This is a genomic window from Coxiella-like endosymbiont (genome assembly GCF_002871095.1).
In the GTDB taxonomy this organism is placed as follows: Bacteria; Pseudomonadota; Gammaproteobacteria; order Coxiellales; family Coxiellaceae; genus Coxiella.
The window spans coordinates 1-22,718 of sequence record NZ_NSHJ01000149.1; the positions used below are offsets into that span (position 1 = coordinate 1).

Below are 22,718 nucleotides of genomic sequence, written 5' to 3' on the forward strand. Positions count from 1 at the left end.
ATACATCACAGATTCTTTCGTTCGTAACTACCTTCTCTCATGTGAAACAATTTAATTCATCAATTATCAGATCGATCGGTTATTATAAAATTATGTTTTAGTTATGGGTCGTGATTATTAAGCACAAATTTTAAGAAAGACTTTTTCTAGTAATTTTTTAGAATCCTTCTCCAAAACAATTGAATCAAGATGGAAAATAATCATAGACCATAATTCGCAAAATAGAAAAATTTTTTAACACCATTAAAAGATTGCCGCATTTTCTGTAAAAATACGCTATTAACAATAACTTTATCATGCGTGATCAAGCTATTACTATTATGGCCAATCCTATAAAATCGTATAATAATAGCTTATGATTATCGTGTTAATTCCCACCTTAGCTCTTCAGAGTAACCTCTAAGAGCATTGTTAGTCGTTCATAAGGTGAGAATATTATGATACCTTTTCAAGAAAAGGAGTGGATTGCTTGGACTGACTTCCTATTTTATGTCTATTTTCCATAAATTTTATCAATTATTTTCTTTCCATTCACAACTCAAGCGAATACAATAACCCTTATTAGTTTATTAGCTTTTTATGCCTCTGTTTCTTTTTTAATTTTTATTCTTAACTATCTCCCGTAATCCATAAACTTTGAGCATTAGCCCAAAGTCAATCAATTTAGCCACTTTACTAACGAAAACGCATCCTCCAAAGGTAAAAGTTTCATGAACATATAAGGTTTGTGCACTGATAAGGATATATTTTAGTATTTTGACAAGGAAGATTTTCTTTTAATCTTAAAAACTTCTTATATTAAAAAATTATTAAGGCACCTACCCTTTTTCAGTCATTTTTTTGATGCTATAGTATTTATACTTTTTTAAAAAGTACGAGACGAGATTAAGGTACGCAATTAAGCAAGAGCTCAACTGACTTACCGATTTGTTCATCTCAAAATTCATAAATCATATTACTACCATTGACACCACCAATTATTTAATCCTACTTATAACAAGGATTGAAATTTAATAGAGTTTTACTATTTAATTAAAATCACGATAAACTTATATAATCTTTCAAGAAAATCCCTTTTTTCAAAACACGTTTCCTAACGTTTTAGCAACTTTATTCTTTTAGTACTGAGGAACCTAGGATAAAAGAAGGCCTTGCTATAAAAAAACTCAGCAGAAAAAACATGAACTCACACTGCGACCCCAACAACCCTTTGCAATTGAACTGACTCGGTATGTCGGAACATAACTCAACTGTGATTCAGCTTATTTGCAGTCACTTGGAAAGCTAACCTAGCAGAAATAATGATATTGCTAATCATACAAATTTCCTGTAGATGGTAACCTTAAAAAGTACTTCTCTTGAAGGTATGCTAGATATACCCCATAAAGAATACTAGGTTAAAAAATTCACAGACAACCCAGGGGTAGGGTGGAGTGCTAGATATACTCTTCAACCTCTCACCGTATACATTCTTTTATCAAAAGAATGAAATACAGTATTAAGAATTTTGAAATTAATCCTCATATCAGAGATAAAAATAGATCAAATAGATTATATTACCTTGCTGTTTATATTACCCTTCTATCTTATATTACCCTTCTATCTCGGCTAATCCAATAACTATACGCACAATAAAATATTGCTTAGAAATATGTATTAATTTCCAAAATTAAGATACAGCACAGAAACGATGATTACAGGAGAACATATGTTTTCTATTCAGCAGGAAAAATCTGTGCTATTGAAGCAAATGTTTTTTATCACAGAATAAGGAATTTCTACGAAAAACCTCAAAATAAGATAGGAAAATAATATACTACTCTTTATCGTCAAAGTTTTGCTATCGAAGCTATAAGATACACAATTGTACATTTATAATGTATACCACAATATAGATTTATAATCTATACCACAATATAGCAAAACTTAAAATACTAACCTTATAACTACCTTCCCTCTTCTTACCCTCCTCTGTATAAGAAATCGAGATAATTTATTAACGCACACTACATTGCGCCACCTCGAATCCTGAAAATATCAGCCCTATGTTTTATTCTGAAGTGAACAGATACTACAGGCTATAAGATTGATCATTAATCTTAATGGGACTTTTCAAAATATGATAATATACAGCACTATGAAAATATTTCACCAATCTTCAAGCAATTTCCTGAACTATACTCTAAGTGGCTATTACATTATTTCGTAAATCACATCCTAAAAAATAGAGAAAACTTTATTGAGGATTGACTCGCTATAACTTAAGAATCAAAAATTATTAACCCTATAGTCACCCAACTACTAGTTTATCTACGGAAGAAGGAAGGACTGAAGCCCCGTAGCTACATTTGAAGTAAATTAATTTCTTTCTGCATTAGAACAGTTAGGGTGAGGGTGTCTTCTTCCATTGAATGGCTAAGCCATTAGGATAACGAAGATCGATATATTCAACTTGATCGCTTCGATTCCCAATAATTTGACGATAAAAACAAACCAGCTTTTCAAATCGTTTATCGATATCTTTACGACCCAAATAAACTTGGATATGATTGTTTAATACAAGAAATAAAGTCTCACGATCACTTACCCGTAAGGTGGTTATTTTTATATGTAACGGTTCCAATAATCGATCGAATTGTTCTAATCGAGCGAGAACAATTTTCTGACTGCCCTCAAAACCTTGGAGTTCAGGCAAATCTTTAGGTATTGTTGCGATGGGCGGAGTAAATAATGTACCTAAATTAGATATTAATTGAGTTTTATTCCATCGAGCCAAAGCTTTTTGCTCAGCGACTGCAATTTCTAATTTACTCAACCATATTCGCCGAATAGAAACATTATACACCCATGGTAACACCGTTAAAGCAGATCGCAATTCACCAGCATTAAAAGAAAAAAATCCTCCGTTTATATGATGAATTATAATATTCTTTAATTCTGGTATTTTCAGATGAGTGCCAGTCGTGGTTATTTTAATCTCACGAAAAGGTAAGGTTTTAGGATTACGTAAAGTAAATATTCCTATTAAAACTACAGCAAAAATAACTAACCCTAAAAGAGAAAGAATTAATTTTCGTAGTTGGATTGTCCACGAATATTTAATTTTATGTTTCTTACATGATTTCATGATCACCAATAATATGCACTTCTCTTATCAATTGGATTCCATGAATTTTATAAACTCGATCAGAAATATGATGAATTAAACGTTCTATATCAGAAGAGTGTGTCTCACCTTTATTTAAAATAAAATTAGCATGTTTTTCTGAAACTTCTGCATTACCAATTTTGGTTCCCTTCAATCCTGCAGATTCAATGAGTCGAGCTGCATAATCGCCCGGCGGATTTCGAAAAACGGAACCACAACTAAAAGTCCCAATGGGTTGAGAGCTACTACGTTTTTTTAACAAAACACTTATGGCTTTTTTAGCTCTCCTAGTATTCCCTTGATTAAAACAAAAATAACCAGCGACAAAAAATTGATTATTAAGACCCTGAATTTCACGATAACTAATTGTAAACTCATCCGGGTGTCGCTTATAGAAAACACCTCCATGGTCGAGTATTTCAACACAAATAACATGACGCCAGGTTTCTCCACCGAAAGCACCAGCATTCATAGCTAAAGCTCCACCTACAGTTCCTGGAATTCCAGCAAAAAAAGCGCTTTCTTCCAACCCTTGGCTCGCACAAAATTTTGCTAATTTAGCACAAGTTACACCCGATTCAGCACGAATCACTAATCGCTTATCTTCTTTAAAAAATGAAACATTTTTTAATCGGTTCACAGTTAAAATTACTGTTCCTTTAATTCCACCATCTCGAATTAAAACATTACTCCCCAAACCCAAGCAGGTTAATGGCTCACCAAGTGGTAATTGACTAAGAAAATTTTGTAAATCCAATAAATCAGCAGGCCGATAAAATCGTTCGGCATTACCACCTACGCGCCAGGAAGTGTAACGTGCTAAATTATGGTTATAAATTAAATCCCCTCGTACATTATTAAATTTTTCTTCCTGCATCCGAGAAACCTGTTCATTAAAAGAAACTCACTAATGGGCTTCCAATTAAAGTGGGTGCAGTAGCTCCCACATTACCAGCACCTTGCAGAATAACTATATCATTAGGTTGAACCAATTTTCGCAATATTTCTGGTAAATCCTCTAATTTTGGGAGAAAGGTAACTTTTTTAGTGGTCTGTTGCTTGATAATCTTTAATAATGTTTTTCCATCGGCCCCTGGAATAGGTTTTTCCCCTGCACTATAGACCTCAAGTAATATCAGTAAATCAGGCTCTGTTAAAACTGAAGCAAAATCATACATTAATTCTTGTGTTCGACTGTAACGATGTGGCTGAAAAACAAGAATAAGTCTCTTTTCAGGCCAGGCAGCACGCACTGCTGATAAAGTTGCTTTGATTTCGTTCGGGTGATGACCATAATCTTCAATTACTAGCGCTTTTCCATTTGAAAGCACTATTTCACCTCGTACAGCAAAACGACGATCCACTCCAGGAAATTGCGCTAAAGATTGTAACATTTTTTTTTTATCCATCCCAATTAATTCACTGACCCCTATAACCGCTAAAGCATTAAGAACGTTATGGCGACCCGCTAAATTAAGTGTCACTGAAAAAGGGGATTTATCTTGCAATGAACCATAAACTTGAAAATGAGTTTGTAATCCTTGTTGTAAATAATTATCTGCTCGATAATCAGCTTCTTCGGAAAATCCATAGCTAATTACTCTCTGAGATAACGTGGGAATTAATTCATTTAACACAGGATCATCTCTACACAAAACAACCACTCCCCCTTGAGGAATTTGATGAAGAAATTGTAGGTAGGTTTTTTTTAAACAATTAAAATCTCCTCCGTAGGTACTTAGATGATCAGCATCAATATTAGTTATTATCCCAATGTTAGGATACATATAAAGAAAAGATGCATCACTTTCATCAGCTTCGGCAATAAAATAAGGTCCATTTCCTACACGAACAGGAGTTTGGCTATCATTTAACACCCCACCAACCATAAACGTGGGATCTAAATTAGCAATAACAAAAGCATTCGCCAAAAGAGCACTGGTGGTAGTTTTTCCATGAGCACCAGCCACTGCAATTGATTGATAAGCCGCCATTATTTTAGCTAGCATTTGACCCCGCTTTAAGAGAGGGATTTTAGCTTGTTGGGCCGTAATAAATTCAGGGTTGGATAATGTAATTGCGCTCGAATAAATAACGCAATCCGCCCGCATAATAGCTTTTCCATTATGATTTAATATGATTTCAGCTCCTAAACGATGGAGCCTTTCTGTATTTTTATTGGGAATAATATCAGAACCACTTACTTGGTATCCCTTTTTTAATAAAATTTCAGCAAGTGCGCTAACACCAATGCCCCCAATCCCTAGACAATAAATATGTTTAATTACTTTTCCATCTAAAATCATAATAGTTTCTTACATTCATTAATGATATTCTGAACAGCTTTAGGTTCCGCTAAATTTCGCGCGCATTCTGCCATTCTTAGCAAACGATTTCTATCGTGAGCAAATTGCTTAAAATAAAAGATCAAACATTTTGCTGTTAATAATTTCTCTGGAATAATAATCGCAGCTCCTGCCTGCTCCAAAAAACGACCATTGTATAATTGATGATCATCTACAGCATAAGGATAAGGAATAAAAATACTGGCTACACCTACTGCTGCAATTTCACTTACCGTTAAAGCACCAGAGCGACACACAATTAAATCAGCCCATGTGTAGGCCTTTGCCATATCATCGATAAAGCCATCTATTTGTGCGGTGAAGTTTAACGTGCTATAAGCTCTTTTAAGCCGTTCATAATCTACTTGACCCGTTTGATGCCATAGCATGAGTTCTTGGGGATGAGGGTAATTTTTTAAAGTAGTCATTATTTTTTGGTTAATTGAACGAGCACCTTGACTACCCCCTAAGACTAAAATTCGCAACGGACCCTGCCGATTCAGTAAACGGATTCGTGGCAAAGGTGTGTTGATTAATTCAGCTCGGATGGGATTTCCAGTAGTCTTTACATCTCCCCTCCCTCCAGAAAAAGTACCTGAGAAAGCTTGCAGTACAGAGTGTGCTATTTTTACTAACACACGATTAGTCAATCCTGCCACAGCATTTTGCTCATGAATTACCATTGGAGTACGACTCAACCAGGCAGCAAGACCACCAGTTCCTGCCACATATCCTCCCATCCCTAAAATAATTTGGGGCTTCACTCGTCGGATCACTCGATAAGATTGAAAAACAGCTCGGGCCAGACAAAAAGGTAAAAAAAACTTCTGTAATAATCCTTTGCCTCTAAGTGCTTTAATTTGGATAAGCCTCAATGGAAATTCAGGAGAAACTAGTTTTTTTTCTAAGCCACTCTCAGTTCCTAACCAATGAATCTCTATGCCTTGCTGTTGCAGCGCACGTGCCACCGCCAGAGCAGCAAATATATGCCCTCCTGTACCTCCAGCCATAATTAATATTCGCTTCATTTATTTTATATATGAAGCCTCCCTAAAAAAATTTCTTATTAGGTTGCCTGAGTAGTTTTTTTCATTATTCAAGCTTAATCATCACCCTCTGTAAGTATTAATATTAATAATTCGTTAATCGTGATCTGTTCGTAGCATTTTTCTGGTGAACTTCATAAGCAATTCTCAGTAAAATCCCAACCACTAAACAATTAATCAACATACTACTGCCTCCATAGCTGATAAAAGGTAAAGTCAAACCTTTAGTTGGTAAAACCCCTATGTTGACACCAATATTGATGAGTGTCTGTAAACAGAGCCATAAAGCAAATCCATAAGCAACATAGGCTGAAAATAATTGATTATTCATTTCAGCACATCGCCCAATTACAAAAATACGAACAATTAAAATAATAAATAAGGTCAATACTAAAAGTTCACCAATCAGACCAAGCTCTTCAGCAAGTACTGCAAATAAAAAATCTGTGTGTGCTTCCGGCAAATAAAATAGCTTCTGTATACTATTGCCTAAACCAACACCAAATAACCCTCCACGCCCAAAAGCAATTAACGATTGAGTTAATTGATAACCTGAACCAAACGCATTGTGCCAAGGGTTTAAAAAAGCGGTTACTCGCTGCAATCGATAAGGGGATAAAACTGCCAATAAGGTTAAAGAAATTAATACTAGAATTAACAACACACAAAAAGGCCACAAGCGCACACCACCCAGAAATAAAAGAGCCATATAGGTCATAGTAACCACAACAACAGCACCAAAATCAGGCTCTAATAATAATAAGCTAGACAAAAACATCACAAGCAGCATAGGTTTTAAAAAACCTTTAAGCTTTGCACGTACTTCATCTTGATAACGTTGCAAATAACTTGCTAAATATAAAATTGCAGCCAATTTCACTATTTCTGAGACCTGTAATGAGAAAAATCCTAACTGAATCCAACGTCGGCTCCCGTTAACTGTTTTGCCAATCCCGGGTAATAAAACTATTATTAATAATAAATAACTTAATAAAAATAAATAACTACTATATTTCTGACAAATTTTAATTGGCACACGAGAAACTTGAATAGCAACCAATAAACCCAAAATTAAATAAGCTAGTTGGTGAATAAAATAATGAAAAGCATAACCAAATTGACGGTCTGAAATAACCATAGAAGCCGAAGCTACCATGAGTAAACCCAAGCCTAACAAGGATAAAGTAGAAATAATAATCCAACGGTCATAAAGTCCTAAAGATGAGAATTTTTGCCGCATTAAAGTCTTTCCACTGTTTCAATAAACACATCGCCCCGATGTTTATAGTGTTTAAACATATCATAACTGGCACAAGCAGGAGATAACAAAACGACATCACCCTCTTCAGCAAGGTTAGTAGACTTTTTTACAGCTTCTTCCATAGAAGAAACACCCAAGATTTTGGTGTAGCCTTGCAAAGCTTTTTCTAATACTGGTGCATCTTCACCAATGAGAACGATTTGTTTCACATAACGCTTCACTACAGTCCTTAAAGCAGCAAAATCAGCACCTTTACCTTGACCACCCGCAATTAAAATTAATTTTCCTTTAGCAACTTCTCCTAAGCTTATAATAGCTGCTTGAGTTGCAGCGATATTGGTTCCTTTTGAATCATTATAATAATTAACATCTTTGTATGTTCGTACCCACTGACAACGATGAGGGATTCCCTTAAAATTACGCAAAACCCAAAGCATAGCTTCCATAGGTACACCTACTGCTTTCCCTAAGGCTAATGCAGCTAATGCATTTTGAATATGATGTTTAGCATTTAGTTTTAATGCTTCAATAGGTATAAGCCTCTGAGACTGATAGGTAATAAAAGTTTTATGATTATGTTCTATTAACGAAAAATCAGCACGATTCTCTAATCCAAAAGATAGAGGTTGATTCTTAAATGAAATGTTTTTCCAAATTTCCGGTTGATCCAGATTTATAATAGGAATCAGACAGGAATTATAGATTCGTTGTTTAGCTCGAATATATTCTTGCAAACTAGGATAGCGATCCATATGATCCTCACTAATATTTAATATAGTCGCAGCCTGAGGTTGAAGAGAAGACGTTGTTTCTAATTGAAAACTCGATAATTCCAAAATATAATATTCTGGGTTGATGGAAAGTTGTTGTAATACCGGTTTCCCAATGTTACCACAAACAATAGCATTAATCCCTGCAACCTCCATCATTAACCCTACAAGAGTCGTCACCGTTGACTTACCATTGGAACCTGTAATGGCAATAACAGGTTTTTTAACGACACGAGCAAATAATTCAATATCACCAATAATAGGTTTACCTATCATCACTTGATTGATAATAGCAAGATTATAAAGAGGTATACCAGGACTTAATACAATTTGGTGCGCTTCATTTAATAAATTTTCAGAAAATTCCCCTAGCGCTAATTTGGTATAAGGATAAGCTTGGAGCAATTCTTTTAATTGTGGAGGTTCTTGTCGGTTATCAGTGATTGCAAATGGTTGATCGCTTTCTGAAAAAAATTGGGCACAGGATAATCCGGTTTTACCTAATCCTACAATAACAGTTAGTTGTTTTTCTCTCATATTATCTTAATTTTAAAGTAGCTAACCCACAAAGTACTAAAATAAAAGTGATAATCCAAAACCGAACAATAATTTTTGGTTCAGGCCAACCCTTTAATTCAAAATGATGATGAAGTGGTGCCATCCGAAAAATTCTTTTACCCCCTGATAATTTAAAATATCCTACCTGGATAATGACGGAGAGAGTTTCTAGAACAAAAACCCCTGCCATAAAAAAATAAACTATTTCCTGACAAACTATTACGGCAATTATTCCTAAACCAGCACCCAACCCTAATGAACCCAGATCTCCCATAAAAACTTGCGCCGGATAAGCGTTGTACCACAAAAAACCAAGGCCCCCGCCAACTAAAGCACTGCAAAAAACAACAATTTCACCTACTCCTGGAATATAAGGAATCGCTAAATATTTTGCAAAAAAGTGGTTCCCGCTAGAATAAGCGAAAATTCCTAATGCCCCACTAATTAATATAGTTGGTATAAGAGCTAAACCATCTAAACCATCGGTTAAATTTACAGCATTACTGCTACCTACTATAACAAAATAAGCCAACAAAATATAAAGACAGCCTAAATTAGGGGCTACATTTTTTAGAAAAGGAATGACTAATTGAATTTCGGCAGGAGTTGTAGCGGTGAAATAGAGGTAACTCGCTGCTACGAGACCAATTAGGGATTGTAATAGATATTTGGAACGTACGGATAACCCTTGAGTATTTTTTTTTATGATTTTACGATAATCGTCAACCCAACCTATAAGCCCAAAGGCTACTATAACTAATAAAATAATCCATATAAATCTACTGGTAAGATCTCCCCACAATAACGCACTAATAGCAATAGCCAAAATAATAAGAATACCACCCATAGTAGGAGTACCGGATTTGTTGAAATGGTCTTGAGGACCTTCATCTCTTACTATTTGGACAATTTGTAATTTTTTAAGTTTTTTTATTAAAAAAGGAGAAAAAGCGAGAACAATAATCAGTGCAGTTAAAGCACTTACGATAAAACGAAATATTAAATAATTAAAAACGCGAAAACCATAAAAATAGTGACTTGAAAAATTAGTGACCCAAATCAGCATATTTATTCCTTGATGAGTCCCTCTACAATTTTTCCCATATTCATGTAAAGGGAACTTTTTACCAACACAACGGTATCTCTATCTAAATGATTTTTTAAGGCTTTCAGTAATGTTTCTTGATCATTAAAATGATACGCATTCTTGCCAAAAGCCTCAACGGTATGTAAGGTTAAAGATCCATAACAAAAGAGTCTATGAATACCAGACTGAAATGCTTGCACACCTATTTTACGATGTAATTGATCTCCTATTTCACCTAATTCTCTCATATCTCCTAACACTAAAATTGAATGACTGCTATAAGCAGCTAAAAAGTCGATAGCAGCGGATACCGATAAAGGATTAGCATTATAACTATCATCAATAATAGTAGCTCCTCGATACCCTTTTAGAGCCGCCAAACGTCCCCTAACTCCCAAAGCTACCTCTAAACCAGTTTTGATCGCCATAATCGGTAACTGTTGAGCATAAGCCACCGCCGCTGCTGATAAGGCATTCATTACATTATGTTTTCCCAGAAGAGATAATTGAACATCAACTTCCCCATTAGGTAAAATCAAACGGAAGCGGGGTTGCCCTTTGGAATTTACTGAAATATTTTTTGCAGCGACATCGGCTCGGTTATTACAGGCAAAAGTAATAATTCGCCGAACACCTATTATTTCTCGCCATAAATTTTTAAAATAATCGTCGTTGTTAACGATAGCAATCCCATTCAGGGGTAATCTTTGATAAATTTCGCTCTTCGCTTTTGCTACACCATCAATACTCCCAAAACCCTCTAAATGCGCAGGACCTGCATTGGTAATAATAGCTATATTGGGTTTTGCTATTTGTGTTAACTGAGCAATTTCACCAATATGGTTTGCTCCAAGCTCTACAACAGCATAATCATGCTCGGCACGCAATTGCATTAGGGTGAATGGTAATCCAATATTATTGTTAAAATTTCTTTCGCTAGCTAACACATGCCCCTGTTGGCGAAAAATACTGGTCACTAATGTTCGGGTGGTTGTTTTACCGCAACTCCCTGTGATCGCTATCACAATTACTTTTTTCATTTGATTGCGTTGGTAACTTCCTAATTTAATAAGAGCAGCACGGGTATCATTGACGCAAATTTGGGGCAAGGATGTTGTTTCTATCCAATGACTCACAATCGCTCCTATAGCCCCTCGTTCCGCCGCTTGATCTATAAAATTATGAGCATCAAAATGAGGCCCTTGTAAAGCAATAAAAAGACTCTCGGGTTGGATAGTACGAGTATCGATACTGATGGATTTAAAATATCTATCTTTCCCATGAAATTTTTGATTAAGAATCTGAGCAATTTCTGAAAGTTTCATAGGTTTAACGCCTTCTTAGCCTCTTGAACGTCATCAAAAGGTAAAACATCCCTGCCGATAACTTGAGTGGTTTCATGTCCTTTACCTGCGATTAAAACAATATCATTAACAGTAGCGTTTTGCACCGCATAATGAATTGCCACAGCGCGGTCAGTTTTAACGACTACCGACTGTGGATTTTTAAATCCTGCTTTAATATCTTGAATAATTGCCAAAGGGGATTCGTTGCGGGGATTATCATTAGTCACGATAACTTGATCCGCATAACGTTCTACAATAGCCCCCATTTTGGGACGTTTTCCTCGATCGCGATCGCCACCACAACCAAAAATACAAATTAATTGACCACGGCAATGCTCTTTTAGAGATGTTAACACCTTTTCTAAGGCATCAGGAGTATGCGCATAATCTAATACTACCTGAGGACCACTTGCACATTCAATAAACTGCATTCGACCAGGAACGTTTTGTAATTTTGATAACTCTAAAAAGGCTTTTTCTAAAGACACACCCAATAATCCTAAAACCCCGATAACAGCTAAGAGATTACTAATATTAAATTGCCCGAAGAGAGGGATAGTTAATGTACCATTTTTCCATGGAGTTTGAACCGTCACCAAAAATCCTTTGGATAATGTTTTTATACCTGTTACCTTTATTAAGAGAACTCGATCATCCTTTCTTTCATTCATAGAATAACCAATCAGCATGAGTTTTTTATGATATTTTGTAATAAGGTATCTACCAAATTCATCATCACAATTAACCACTCCATAACTTAAACCAACTTGCTGAAACAATAATTCTTTTGCCCGAGCATAATTTTCCATACTTTGATGATAATCTAGATGATCACGAGATAACTGGGTAAAAACAGCAATATCAAAATGTACACCATTTACTCGATGCTGATCTAAAGCATGTGAGGAAACTTCCATTGCAACAACCTTTGCCCCTTCTTTGTGCATTTGCACAAAAGCTTTTTGCAATTGAAGAGGATCCGGAGTGGTATAATTTGTTTTAGTTAAATTTCCTATAAAACCATAGCCGAGAGTCCCTAGTACCGCGCACGGTATTCCCTGAAATTGTAATAATTGAGTGATAAAATATGTACATGAAGTTTTTCCATTAGTTCCTGTGACGCCAATAATTTTCAGATTTTTTGTGGGATAGCTATAAAAACGAGCAGCAATTTCTCCAACCTGATTTTGTAATCGTGAAATAGGAATGAGAGGAACTGAGCTCTCTATACAAGGTTTATAACCATGTGGATCAAAAAACACAGCTACCACCTGTTTATCAATCGCTTCTTTAATATACTGACGTCCGTCTGAATACATCCCCGGATAAGCAATAAAAAGATCACCTTTCTTGAGATTTCGACTATCCGTTTGAACTCCTCGAATTAACACATCAGATGACAAATTATTACTGAATCCTTTTAGCAATCGATTAAGAGAAACGCCGTTCATCTAAAAAATTATAAGCCAAAAGATCTTCTAAGCGAAAGCATAAAAAAGAATCACTTGGAATCAGCAGCGATTCTCAGCTAGTTCTGAATGATAATTTTAGAACGACTGGAAGCAATAATCAGCAAGAGGATTAGGTAGTAAAAACCCCACCCATGTAATAAAAAATTACTACCCAGAACCTTAATAGGAACTCTTACAACAAGGTATATAAGAGGAAGATTAAGTTGAGGAGGGCGCTGGTGGAATGTTCAGTAATCGTAAGGATCCAGTCATAATTTTGGAAAATAAAGGAGCCGCTACAAGTCCCCCAAAATGTTCATCTTGAGGTTCGCGAATCACGACAGCCACTACTAACTGAGGATTGTTAGCCGGTGCCAGTCCGACGAAAGAAGACATATAATGATGCTTATTGTAACCTTTAGGACCCCCAATATAAGCCGTGCCAGTTTTACCTGCAACACAATATTGATACACGGCTGCTTTAGTTCCTGTACCCCCTTTGTTTTGAACTACAGTTTCCAACATTCCTACGATTGTTTTTGCTACTTTTTCTGGCAAAACCCGCACACCAGTCGGCGCATGTTTTACTTTTAAAAAAGTAACTGGCTTTTTAATTCCTCCGGCTCCTAAAATGGCATAGGCTTGGGCCAATTGAAGAGTAGTTACTGCCATACCATACCCATACCCTAAAGTTGCTACAACAGAAGGTACCCAAGTGTCGTTGGAAACTAATATACCGGAAGATTCTCCGGGAAAGCTGCTACTAGTACGTTGGCCAAATCCTAATGCACGTAATAAGGCATAGTAATGTTGGGGTTTTAATGATAGCAAAATTTTTGCTGCAGCAATATTACTTGAATGCTGTAATAACTGGGTGAGTGAAATAACACCAAAATTTAACTCATCGTCACTAATCCGATAACCACCAATTTTCATCCATCCCGGGTTGGTATCAATCTTGGTATTTGGAGTATACTTTCCACTTTCTAACGCTAAAGCAATAGTAAATGCTTTAATAACTGAACCTGGTTCAAACATATCTGTCACTGCCCGATTACGATAACGACCATCGTGACCAGCTGGACGATTATTAGGGTTATAACTAGGTTGATTAACCATTGCTAAAATTTCTCCACTCTTTACATCCAAGACTACCGCGGAACCCGCTTTCGCATGATAAGTAGAAACTGTTTCTTTTAAAGCTTGATAGGATAAATATTGAATACGATGATCGATACTTAAAGTTAAATCATGCCCTTGAATTGGTTGTTTCACTATGGCAATATCCGCTATTATTTGACCTAGACGATCTTTAACTACTTCCATCTTTCCAGGTTTTCCTGCCAACCATTGGTTGTAAGCTAACTCTAAACCTTCTTGTCCTTGATCATCAATATTGGTAAGTCCTACTACATGGGCTGTCACCTCTCCTTCAGGATAATAACGCCGATATTCAGATTGAAAAAAAATACCTGGAATATTTAATTGGCGAATTTCTTTTGTAATATAAGGGGGATTACCTCGTTTCAAATAGACAAATTGATGCTTTGTTTTCTGTTGTATCCGTTTTTTAATAAACGCAATAGGTAAGTGCAAGAAATGCGAAAGTGTAACAATTTGAGAAGGTGTTGCTTGAAACAATTGAGGATTAATCCAAATAGAATCAACTGGCGTACTAATGGCCAACGGTACTACTAATCGATCGGTAATCATTCCGCGATAAGCCGGAATATTAACAACACGAAGGATTCTCGCCTTACTTTGTTTTAGTAAAAAAGATCGATCTAGTATGTTTAAATCAATTAAACGCCATAATAACCCAATCACCGCAACACACAATAAACACCATAACGTATAAAACCGCCAAGTTTGTTGTTGCACGTGAATTTACCTAAGAGTAACATTCGTATTATATCCATTAATCAATACCACCTCCTTTACAGTAGGAATTTGCATCCCTAATTGTTTTTGTGCGACCTGTTGAATCCGCGATTGTGTGGACCAAGTACTTTGTTCTAATAAAAATTTTCCCCATTGAATTAGTTCTTCAGCTTTTTCACGCTGTAAAATTTGGTATTGAATAAACAATCGTCGATTGAGATCTTTAACGTAAACAATTCCAAAGGCTGAAGATAATAAAGCAATCACTAAAGAAACAACTAAAATTCTTCCTTTCGTTACTTGAAACGTACGATGTCGTCTCCTTAGACTTTCTACGATAATAACACGAGTTGCAGTATTCATGCTAATTTCTCCACAATTCGTAAACGAGCACTTCGCGCTCGTGGATTTTCCCTGATTTCCAATTCCGTAGGTTTAATCAGAGTACCTATTTTTTTTAGGCGATTTTTCAGTTCGCTTGCTAAAATAGGAAACTCTCGCGGTAAAAGATCACGCGATTTTTTTTGAATAAAACATTTAACAATACGATCTTCCAATGAATGAAAACTAATCACACATAATCGACCCTTGATTGCTAACATTTCTAAACATTGAGGAAGACATTTACGTAACTCATCCAGCTCACTATTAATAAAAATTCGGATCGCTTGGAAGGTGCGTGTTGCTGGATGTTTTTTAATTGTATAGCAGTGAGGTAATGCCTTCAATATAATTTCGCTTAATTGCAAAGTATGAGTAATAGATTTTTCTTTCCGTGCTTTTATAATTGCTTCTGCAATACGTTTGGCATAACGTTCTTCTCCATAATTCCAAAGCACACGCCGAATATCTTCTTTGGTAACCTGATTGAGCCAAGTCGCTGCATCCATACCTTGTGTTGGATTCATCCGCATATCCAAAGGTCCATTTTTTGTAAAACTAAAACCTCTCTTGGGTTGATCTAATTGGGGTGATGAAACACCTAAATCAAGAACGATTCCATTTACTTTTCCATACCACCCACGATTTTGTATTACTTTTTCTAGATTTGAAAAAGTTTCATGGAGGATGGCAAATCGTTGGTCCTGAAAAGTCCCTGAAACACTGCTCGCAATAGCCTCTGGATCTTTATCTATTGCTAGCAAACGACCCTCTGGCCCAAGTCGCTGTAACAAACCTAGACTGGTTCCCCCTCTACCAAACGTCGCATCGATATAAATTCCATTTTGACGAATAGCGAGTCCTTCCATAACTTCATTAAATAAAACTGGCCGATGTGTCATTTTATAAAGTATTCTTAATTTTAGGATTAGTTCTTCTTCTCTAGAAAGTTTTTTTACCAACCAATCCTCATGCACCAACTCTACTCCCAGTGCGATTCACTGCATAATTTAATTTTTTTCTCTTATCAGCATTATTATCTATCCGAGTCCTACTAGATACTCTCGCAAAATCGGAAGCACTAAAATCCAGGCATGACGATTCAACTCCACTGCAATCACATCCCCAATCAATATCTGTTGAACTCACCGGCTTACTAGCTGATAGCTAGCTAAGCAGACTCTATTTTTATCAATTTCTTCTCACTGAAAGTGAGCAACTAAAAGCGAACGTTTTTCTATATTGATAGTGATGAGTAAAATAATACATCCTTCACTCTAAATCCAAGTTTAATACCAGATTTAAATGAACATTTCGCCTCTTGAATCAAGAGGAATGATAGTTAGGGCTCAAAATACCAAAATATTTCTAAATTTATTTTTAAATTATACTTTTTTATAAAGTATAGTATTTTTTTTACAACGTATCTACTCTATTAGTAGATACTTTAGTAGAGTATATAGTCTACTTTTTGAAAAAGTATAGAAAAAGGATAAGTTTTATTGGGTGGGGGAGTTTTCAAAAAATTCTCCCCTCTCCTTTATCCATAGAACCAGGAGTTTAACCTATCCTTTACTCCTAAACAGGAGCTGGTAGTGTTTTTTTTAAAAGAAAGATTAGAAAATAAAAAATACAATACTTAGAGACTTAACAGAGTACTTGACTACTTTGAGTCGTGGAAGTGATTGAATTAGCAAAGAACACTAACATTTTGTTTACAAAATAAACTGATTAGAGATTATAAATCATCCCATTCTTACTCGTAATGCATACTTTTTTACCTTAGATAAGTAGCTTTCTATCCTTAGTCATTAATATCTAATGAACTTAATAATTTTTTTCTGCTGTTTGCTCCATCCTTCTTATTAGAAGAGTAATTACTTGTTGTGCACTTTTGTATTGAATGAGCGATTTTTCAAGTTTCATATATCCTACATTGATTTGCTATTTAAAAATTTATTTTGCAATATATGAATCATTTGGTTAAGTTAAAAATCTATTTTTGCTCGAAAAATGATGCTGTTCTTTTCATAAAAAATTACTACGGATTCTTTAAAATTAAATCACGTAGGATGAGCTCTTGGTTATCCTGATTTATCAGATTACTCACTTCATGTTTCTTGAATTCAGAAAGAATATCAAATAAAGGCATCACTTAACTCCAGATTAATAATTGAATAAGGATTTTACCATCAAATACTTTTACCTAAATAATTAAAAGAGCGTTAAAGATTACAAGGCTGTATCTGTTCAATTTTTCTTGTGAAGAATAGGGTATAATCAGATCTCTATAAATATCAATAAAAAGAGTAATTAATGAGAGTAACATTTTTGTCTACACTTTTAGAAAAAACTAAAAAAATTCCTCTGATATTGAAAAATACACCAATTGCTAGAAGACTAAAAAAGAAAGTAATAGTATAGTATGAAGAGTATATATTGCACAAATAGCTTTAAGAATATCTCTTTACTCACACTTAATTTACTAGCAGAACAATAACAGTTTTTACCTCTAAAATTAGAATAATTAAACCCAATTCAGAATTACTTTTCCAGCTTTACCCGATAACATCACATCAAAAGCTTGTTGAAAGTCTTTCAAAAGAAATTCATGAGTAATCACAGGTGAAAGATCGAGTCCAGTATGCAAAATATTAATCATTTTATACCATGTTTCGAACATCCGTCGGCCATAAATTCCTTTTATCGTTAAACTCTTAAAAACTACTAAATTCCAATCGATAGCAAAAGATGAGGCTGGAATTCCCAAAAAGGCAATTTTTCCCCCATTGTTCATAACGCTTAACATACTGCAAAAAGCTCCTGAGTTGCCTGACATTTCTAAACCAACATCAAAACCTTCTTTCATACCTAAGTTTTTCATAACTTTCATTAGTGACGTACTTGTGGGATTTACTGCTAAAGTTACTCCAATTTTTTTGGCTAATCTTAATCGGTATTCATTAACATCCGTAATAACTACATACCGAGCACCGACGTGACGTGCAATAGCCGCTGCCATTAAACCTACCGGTCCTGCTCCCGTAATGAGGACGTCTTCCCCTACTAAGTCAAATTCGAACGCAGCATGTGCGGCATTACCAAAAGGATCTAAAATAGCCGCAATATTATCACTAATCGTAGGAGGAATTTTATAAACATTCTGAGAAGGAATGACTAAATAATCTGCAAAAGCACCAGGACGATTCACCCCTACTCCAAGGGTATTATGGCAGAGATGTCTTTTACCCGCGCGACAATTGCGGCAATAATCGCAGGTGATATGCCCTTCTCCTGATACTCGGTCTCCAATATTAAATTCTTTTATATCCTGATCCATTGCAATAATTTCACCCACAAATTCATGGCCTACATGCATAGGAATTGGTATGCTTTTTTGTGCCCATTCATCCCACTTATAAATATGTAAATCAGTTCCGCAAATCGCCGTTTTTTTAATTTTAATTAATACTTCATGATACTTAGGTGTGGGAGTTGGGACTTCTGATAGCCAAATACCAGGTTGTGATTTAAGTTTAGAAAGGGTTTGCATAAGTTTTAAATAACCCCTATTTTTTTTCCTACACGCTCAAATGCATTAATCGCTCGATCAAGCTGTTCTTTAATATGAATCGCCGATATTTGGACACGAATACGAGCTTTATTCATTGGCACAACAGGATAGGAAAATGCAATGACATAAATACCTTCTTTAAACAATTGATCGGCCATGTTATTCGCTAATTCTGCATCACCAAGCATAACAGGAATAATAGGGTGATTACCAGGAACTAATTGAAAGCCAAGTTTTTCTATCTTTGAGCGAAAATACTGACTATTTTGTTGCAATTGTTGGCGTAATCGTTTACCTTCTGTTTTTAATAACTCAAGCACTTCTAATGAAGTGGCAACAATAACCGGCGCTACGGAATTAGAAAACAAATATGGTCGAGAACGAATACGTAAGTATTCAATAATTTCTTTGCGACCAGAAGTATAGCCGCCAGATGCGCCCCCTAATGCTTTTCCTAGTGTACCTGTGAGAATATCAACTTGATTCATTACACCACAATATTCTGGTGTTCCACGACCATTTTCACCAATAAGACCTACCGCGTGCGAATCATCTACCATAACGTATGCATTATATTTATGAGCTAACTCACAAATGCATTTTAAATTAGCAATAATACCATCCATTGAAAAAACCCCATCAGTCGCAATTAATTTATAACGCACACCTTTTTCGTTAGCTTCTCGAAGTTTCATTTCCAAATCCTTCATGTCGTTATTTTTATAACGATAGCATTGTGCTTTACACAATCGAATTCCATCAATAATACTAGCGTGATTCAATTCGTCACTAATAATGCCATCTTCCGGTCCTAATAATGTTTCAAATAATCCTCCGTTTGCATCAAAACAAGAAGAATAAAGAATCGTATCCTCCATGCCTAAAAAGTGACTGATATTTTTTTCTAGTTTTTTATGAATATTGTGCGTTCCACAAATAAACCGAACTGATGCCATACCAAAACCATATTGTTCCAAAGCTTTCTGTCCCACCTTAATTAACCGAAAATGGTCCGCTAATCCTAAATAATTATTGGAACAAAAATTAAGAACATACTGTGATCTCACAGTAAGATTGGTATTTTGAGGAGAAGTGATAATCTGTTCTGTTTTATAAAGCCCCAATTTTTTTAAATTTTCAATATCGGTATATAACTGATTTAATATTTCCTGCATTGACGAATACCTTCAAAGGAAAATTATTTACTTGTGAACATAACAAATCCTACATATATACTTTCATCTGCTTAGACCATCTGCTTAGACTTAGATAAGCAAAAGCTGTAACCATAAATTTAGGGATTCTTATAGCTTTTCGAAAAGTTTAAATACTCTTATACCTATCATAAGAAAATTATGCTACTTATTTAAGCTTATACTGCAATAAGACGTTTCTCAAGTTATTAAGGCCAAATTATATTTTTTGAATCCTTACCACAATCAATGTCAACGAATCTTGATTAATCTTCATTAACTAATTAGAAATTTATATTAGAAATTTATAGGAATTTAGGGAATCCACCACCCAAAAAAACACACACTACTACCTCATCATCTGCCCATTATTACAGTAGAAATAAGAATATTTGACCTTTCAACCTTGCTGATTTGTTTAATTTTAAAAGTCATAAATTAACTAAAATTAGAGTACTCATTATTAAAGAGTACTCATTATTAAATACAGTAAACATTTTTCGAAAAAGTATGAATAGTTTAACCGTTAAATTTAATGATCACACTATTGATGCTCTTTCATTATAAATTACCTTAGATTACAAAAATAATTACCACTATTTCTTCGACCCTAGAGTAACTAGTGTGAAACGCAAGTTTTTAACTAAACTTTTTTAACTAAACTTTTAAATAAAAGTAAGTTTTTTCTCTATTTTTTATTGATTATATAAACTTTTTCGGATTTTGTTTTTTTGATCTTTCCACTTTGTTGGATTAGGTAACTTATAGGATGATGCAGTAAAATCCTTTTCTAGAAAGGATCTGTGTGCTATGATCAAGCTTTTTGAAAGCTCAATTTCGATTTCGCTGAAGGTTTCTCATGCTTTTTGTAGCCTTGCTTCATTGTTTGATTCTTCTTTTATTGACCAAACTTTTTGCTGAAGATTGTATAACCTTCAATCTCTGTCGTTTGAAGGTGTGTAGATTAGGATAAGCAAATTTTGCAAGAAAATATTATGCGATAATATATATTTTTTCAAGCTTTTGCACTGTTTTTTTAAACTGTTTTATTTAAATCTTAAATTTTTAAAATGAGTTTTTTATTTTAACTCTTACTGTTTAACTTAACGTGATTAAATAAAAATACAACAGTACTTTTTCAAAAATCTCATATCAATAAGCTTTTATTTAGCATAGAAATTATGAAACATTTATTGGATCTTTATCAAAAGTTACTAGAAACCTTCAGTAACTAATACGGTAAAAAATTTCATTAAACCAAGAAAAATATTTTATTATCTATTTTAACAGGGTCTTCCTGCCTACAAAAGGTTTTTAGGAATAGGTAATCATTCATCTCCATAAGTACATCTCCTCCTTCTTAAGGAGAAGCTTTTCAGATTTTTTACAAACTATATTAAAATTAAAGCAGGTACGTAGTCGTCTCTTCTGGGAAAATACTGAGAAGGAAAAAGATTGAGATACCGCTCTCCAAGCCAGAGCACCTAATTTTCCAAGCTGCTCATAATCACAGCTATTTGTTCTATATTTTTCCGTGAATTCAGGAACTAATGAAAAATTTTACATAATTTTCACTCGATCATTAATTAAAATGTAACTAAAGGTTATACTACAAGTAAGAATAATGTTTGAATGTTTGACTCTACGATCTTTGTTCCACAACAAGTTAGTAACCCCCCCTAGTCTATACCCCTTTTTATAGAGACCTTTCTGACAAGAAAATAGCGAATAGCACATACAAAACACCACCTATTGAATTTTTGAAAGAAAGTCTAATCTTTAGGAGATCCCTCCCTTCCTCTTTTAGAATATTCATTTTTGATAAGCTAAATAGAAGGAATGGAGCTAGTATAGGATCACTGTATTATCTGTAACTTTTGGCAACAAACCTCCTACCTATCTTATTTTATACTATTACTATCTACCTTAATCTTACATACTATATCAGTACTTTTCAGTACTTTCGTTCAGGTGGAGTCGCATATAACAACATATATTCATCTTAATATTAACGCCCCTAGTGCTTTTAGCTACTGCACACCACACAAACAGTACCCCCCCTTCTTTTATGTTTTTTGCTTTTCTTAGAAAAGTCTCATAGCGTAAAGAGATTGATTTTCCTAAAATTAGATATCTTAATCTCAGGATTTACAGGATGAAAGAGAGGGGGGGGAACATCCTATATAATTTTAAATTAGGGAATTCCTTCCTTGAAAAGGATACTAAAATTAAGATAGCTATTTTAGTGCTAATTTAGCTTGCGGGATTTATTTGATGGGTATTTGAATTTTCCATTTGCATATTACTTAATTTTCTATTATTATTAATATAATAATAATATTAATTAAGCTTTTTTTATTCAAAAACCTCCTAAATTTTTCAGATTATTTTTATTTTAGTAAATTTTAAAATCAAACTATATATAATAAGCTAGCACAGAATCTTGCAAAATTAAATTTTATTTTATTATATTCTTATCATAATATACTTTAATTTTAAATTTTCGGATAGATATATTTTATCTTTATTTAAAGAATCTTTATTTAAAGATCAACTGCCTAATTAAGAGCTGGTAAATTATTTATTTACCAAATTTTTTAAGCCTATTCTGTTATTAAATTAAAATCAAATCTAGATCTTAAATAAGACTACTCTTCTAATGATGTAAAGCATTTAA

The 22,718-nt window shown here is 34.5% G+C and carries 14 protein-coding genes; all 14 read right to left on the reverse strand.

What is annotated here, in order from left to right; translation table 11 throughout:
- Window positions 1–2,383: 2,383 nt before the first annotated feature.
- The 14 genes from CLERM_RS03405 to CLERM_RS03475 all read right to left on the reverse strand — a co-directional run bounded on the left by CLERM_RS03405 (window position 2,384) and on the right by CLERM_RS03475 (window position 20,023).
- Entirely contained in the window at window positions 2,384–3,127 is a 744-nt protein-coding gene (locus CLERM_RS03405) for a cell division protein FtsQ/DivIB (protein ID WP_102157185.1), read from the reverse strand.
- Window positions 3,114–4,025, reverse strand: a complete 912-nt coding sequence (gene murB / locus CLERM_RS03410; RefSeq protein ID WP_102157186.1) for a UDP-N-acetylmuramate dehydrogenase — start codon at window positions 4,023–4,025, stop codon at window positions 3,114–3,116. The genes CLERM_RS03405 and murB overlap by 14 nt, the downstream gene beginning before the upstream one ends.
- A gap of 16 nt (window positions 4,026–4,041) precedes the next feature.
- Window positions 4,042–5,454, reverse strand: a complete 1,413-nt coding sequence (gene murC / locus CLERM_RS03415) for a UDP-N-acetylmuramate--L-alanine ligase (protein WP_102157187.1) — start codon at window positions 5,452–5,454, stop codon at window positions 4,042–4,044.
- Window positions 5,451–6,521 (reverse strand): undecaprenyldiphospho-muramoylpentapeptide beta-N-acetylglucosaminyltransferase, encoded by a 1,071-nt coding sequence (gene murG, locus CLERM_RS03420; RefSeq protein WP_102157188.1) that lies wholly within the window; start codon window positions 6,519–6,521, stop codon window positions 5,451–5,453. The genes murC and murG overlap by 4 nt, the downstream gene beginning before the upstream one ends.
- A gap of 103 nt (window positions 6,522–6,624) precedes the next feature.
- A complete protein-coding gene (gene ftsW, locus CLERM_RS03425) occupies window positions 6,625–7,779 on the reverse strand; it encodes a putative lipid II flippase FtsW (protein ID WP_102157189.1) in 1,155 nt (384 codons plus the stop codon).
- Entirely contained in the window at window positions 7,779–9,107 is a 1,329-nt protein-coding gene (gene murD / locus CLERM_RS03430) for a UDP-N-acetylmuramoyl-L-alanine--D-glutamate ligase (RefSeq protein WP_102157190.1), read from the reverse strand. Before murD ends, ftsW begins: the two co-directional genes overlap by 1 nt.
- Before the next feature lies 1 nt (window position 9,108).
- Window positions 9,109–10,194 (reverse strand): phospho-N-acetylmuramoyl-pentapeptide-transferase, encoded by a 1,086-nt coding sequence (gene mraY / locus CLERM_RS03435; protein ID WP_102157191.1) that lies wholly within the window; start codon window positions 10,192–10,194, stop codon window positions 9,109–9,111.
- A 2-nt stretch (window positions 10,195–10,196) separates the two neighbouring features.
- On the reverse strand, window positions 10,197–11,540 hold the full coding sequence (locus CLERM_RS03440) for a UDP-N-acetylmuramoyl-tripeptide--D-alanyl-D-alanine ligase (protein ID WP_102157192.1): 1,344 nt from the start codon (window positions 11,538–11,540) through the stop codon (window positions 10,197–10,199).
- The gene (locus CLERM_RS03445; RefSeq protein ID WP_102157193.1) at window positions 11,537–13,012 is read right to left on the reverse strand and encodes a UDP-N-acetylmuramoyl-L-alanyl-D-glutamate--2,6-diaminopimelate ligase; all 1,476 of its coding nucleotides are present in this window, start codon (window positions 13,010–13,012) and stop codon (window positions 11,537–11,539) included. The genes CLERM_RS03440 and CLERM_RS03445 overlap by 4 nt, the downstream gene beginning before the upstream one ends.
- Before the next feature lie 219 nt (window positions 13,013–13,231).
- Window positions 13,232–14,893 carry a peptidoglycan D,D-transpeptidase FtsI family protein gene (locus tag CLERM_RS03450; protein ID WP_236905156.1) on the reverse strand — a complete coding sequence of 554 codons (1,662 nt, stop codon included), beginning with the start codon at window positions 14,891–14,893 and terminating at the stop codon, window positions 13,232–13,234.
- A 6-nt stretch (window positions 14,894–14,899) separates the two neighbouring features.
- On the reverse strand, window positions 14,900–15,256 hold the full coding sequence (gene ftsL / locus CLERM_RS03455; protein WP_102157195.1) for a cell division protein FtsL: 357 nt from the start codon (window positions 15,254–15,256) through the stop codon (window positions 14,900–14,902).
- Complete coding sequence (gene rsmH, locus CLERM_RS03460; protein ID WP_102157199.1) at window positions 15,253–16,176, reverse strand: 16S rRNA (cytosine(1402)-N(4))-methyltransferase RsmH; 924 nt, start codon at window positions 16,174–16,176, stop codon at window positions 15,253–15,255. Before rsmH ends, ftsL begins: the two co-directional genes overlap by 4 nt.
- A gap of 1,625 nt (window positions 16,177–17,801) precedes the next feature.
- A complete protein-coding gene (gene tdh, locus CLERM_RS03470) occupies window positions 17,802–18,827 on the reverse strand; it encodes an L-threonine 3-dehydrogenase (RefSeq protein WP_102157197.1) in 1,026 nt (341 codons plus the stop codon).
- Between the two features lie 5 nt (window positions 18,828–18,832).
- Complete coding sequence (locus CLERM_RS03475) at window positions 18,833–20,023, reverse strand: glycine C-acetyltransferase (protein ID WP_102157198.1); 1,191 nt, start codon at window positions 20,021–20,023, stop codon at window positions 18,833–18,835.
- Between the last annotated feature and the right edge of the window lie 2,695 nt (window positions 20,024–22,718).

Bases quoted from the DNA above. Each gene is read 5' to 3' on its own strand.
- CLERM_RS03405 (WP_102157185.1), bottom strand. From the start codon at position 3,127: ATGAAATCATGTAAGAAACATAAAATTAAATATTCGTGGACAATCCAA.
- murB (WP_102157186.1), bottom strand. From the start codon at position 4,025: ATGCAGGAAGAAAAATTTAATAATGTACGAGGGGATTTAATTTATAAC.
- murC (WP_102157187.1), bottom strand. From the start codon at position 5,454: ATGATTTTAGATGGAAAAGTAATTAAACATATTTATTGTCTAGGGATT.
- murG (WP_102157188.1), bottom strand. From the start codon at position 6,521: ATGAAGCGAATATTAATTATGGCTGGAGGTACAGGAGGGCATATATTT.
- ftsW (WP_102157189.1), bottom strand. From the start codon at position 7,779: ATGCGGCAAAAATTCTCATCTTTAGGACTTTATGACCGTTGGATTATT.
- murD (WP_102157190.1), bottom strand. From the start codon at position 9,107: ATGAGAGAAAAACAACTAACTGTTATTGTAGGATTAGGTAAAACCGGA.
- mraY (WP_102157191.1), bottom strand. From the start codon at position 10,194: ATGCTGATTTGGGTCACTAATTTTTCAAGTCACTATTTTTATGGTTTT.
- CLERM_RS03440 (WP_102157192.1), bottom strand. From the start codon at position 11,540: ATGAAACTTTCAGAAATTGCTCAGATTCTTAATCAAAAATTTCATGGG.
- CLERM_RS03445 (WP_102157193.1), bottom strand. From the start codon at position 13,012: ATGAACGGCGTTTCTCTTAATCGATTGCTAAAAGGATTCAGTAATAAT.
- ftsL (WP_102157195.1), bottom strand. From the start codon at position 15,256: ATGAATACTGCAACTCGTGTTATTATCGTAGAAAGTCTAAGGAGACGA.
- rsmH (WP_102157199.1), bottom strand. From the start codon at position 16,176: ATGACACATCGGCCAGTTTTATTTAATGAAGTTATGGAAGGACTCGCT.
- tdh (WP_102157197.1), bottom strand. From the start codon at position 18,827: ATGCAAACCCTTTCTAAACTTAAATCACAACCTGGTATTTGGCTATCA.
- CLERM_RS03475 (WP_102157198.1), bottom strand. From the start codon at position 20,023: ATGCAGGAAATATTAAATCAGTTATATACCGATATTGAAAATTTAAAA.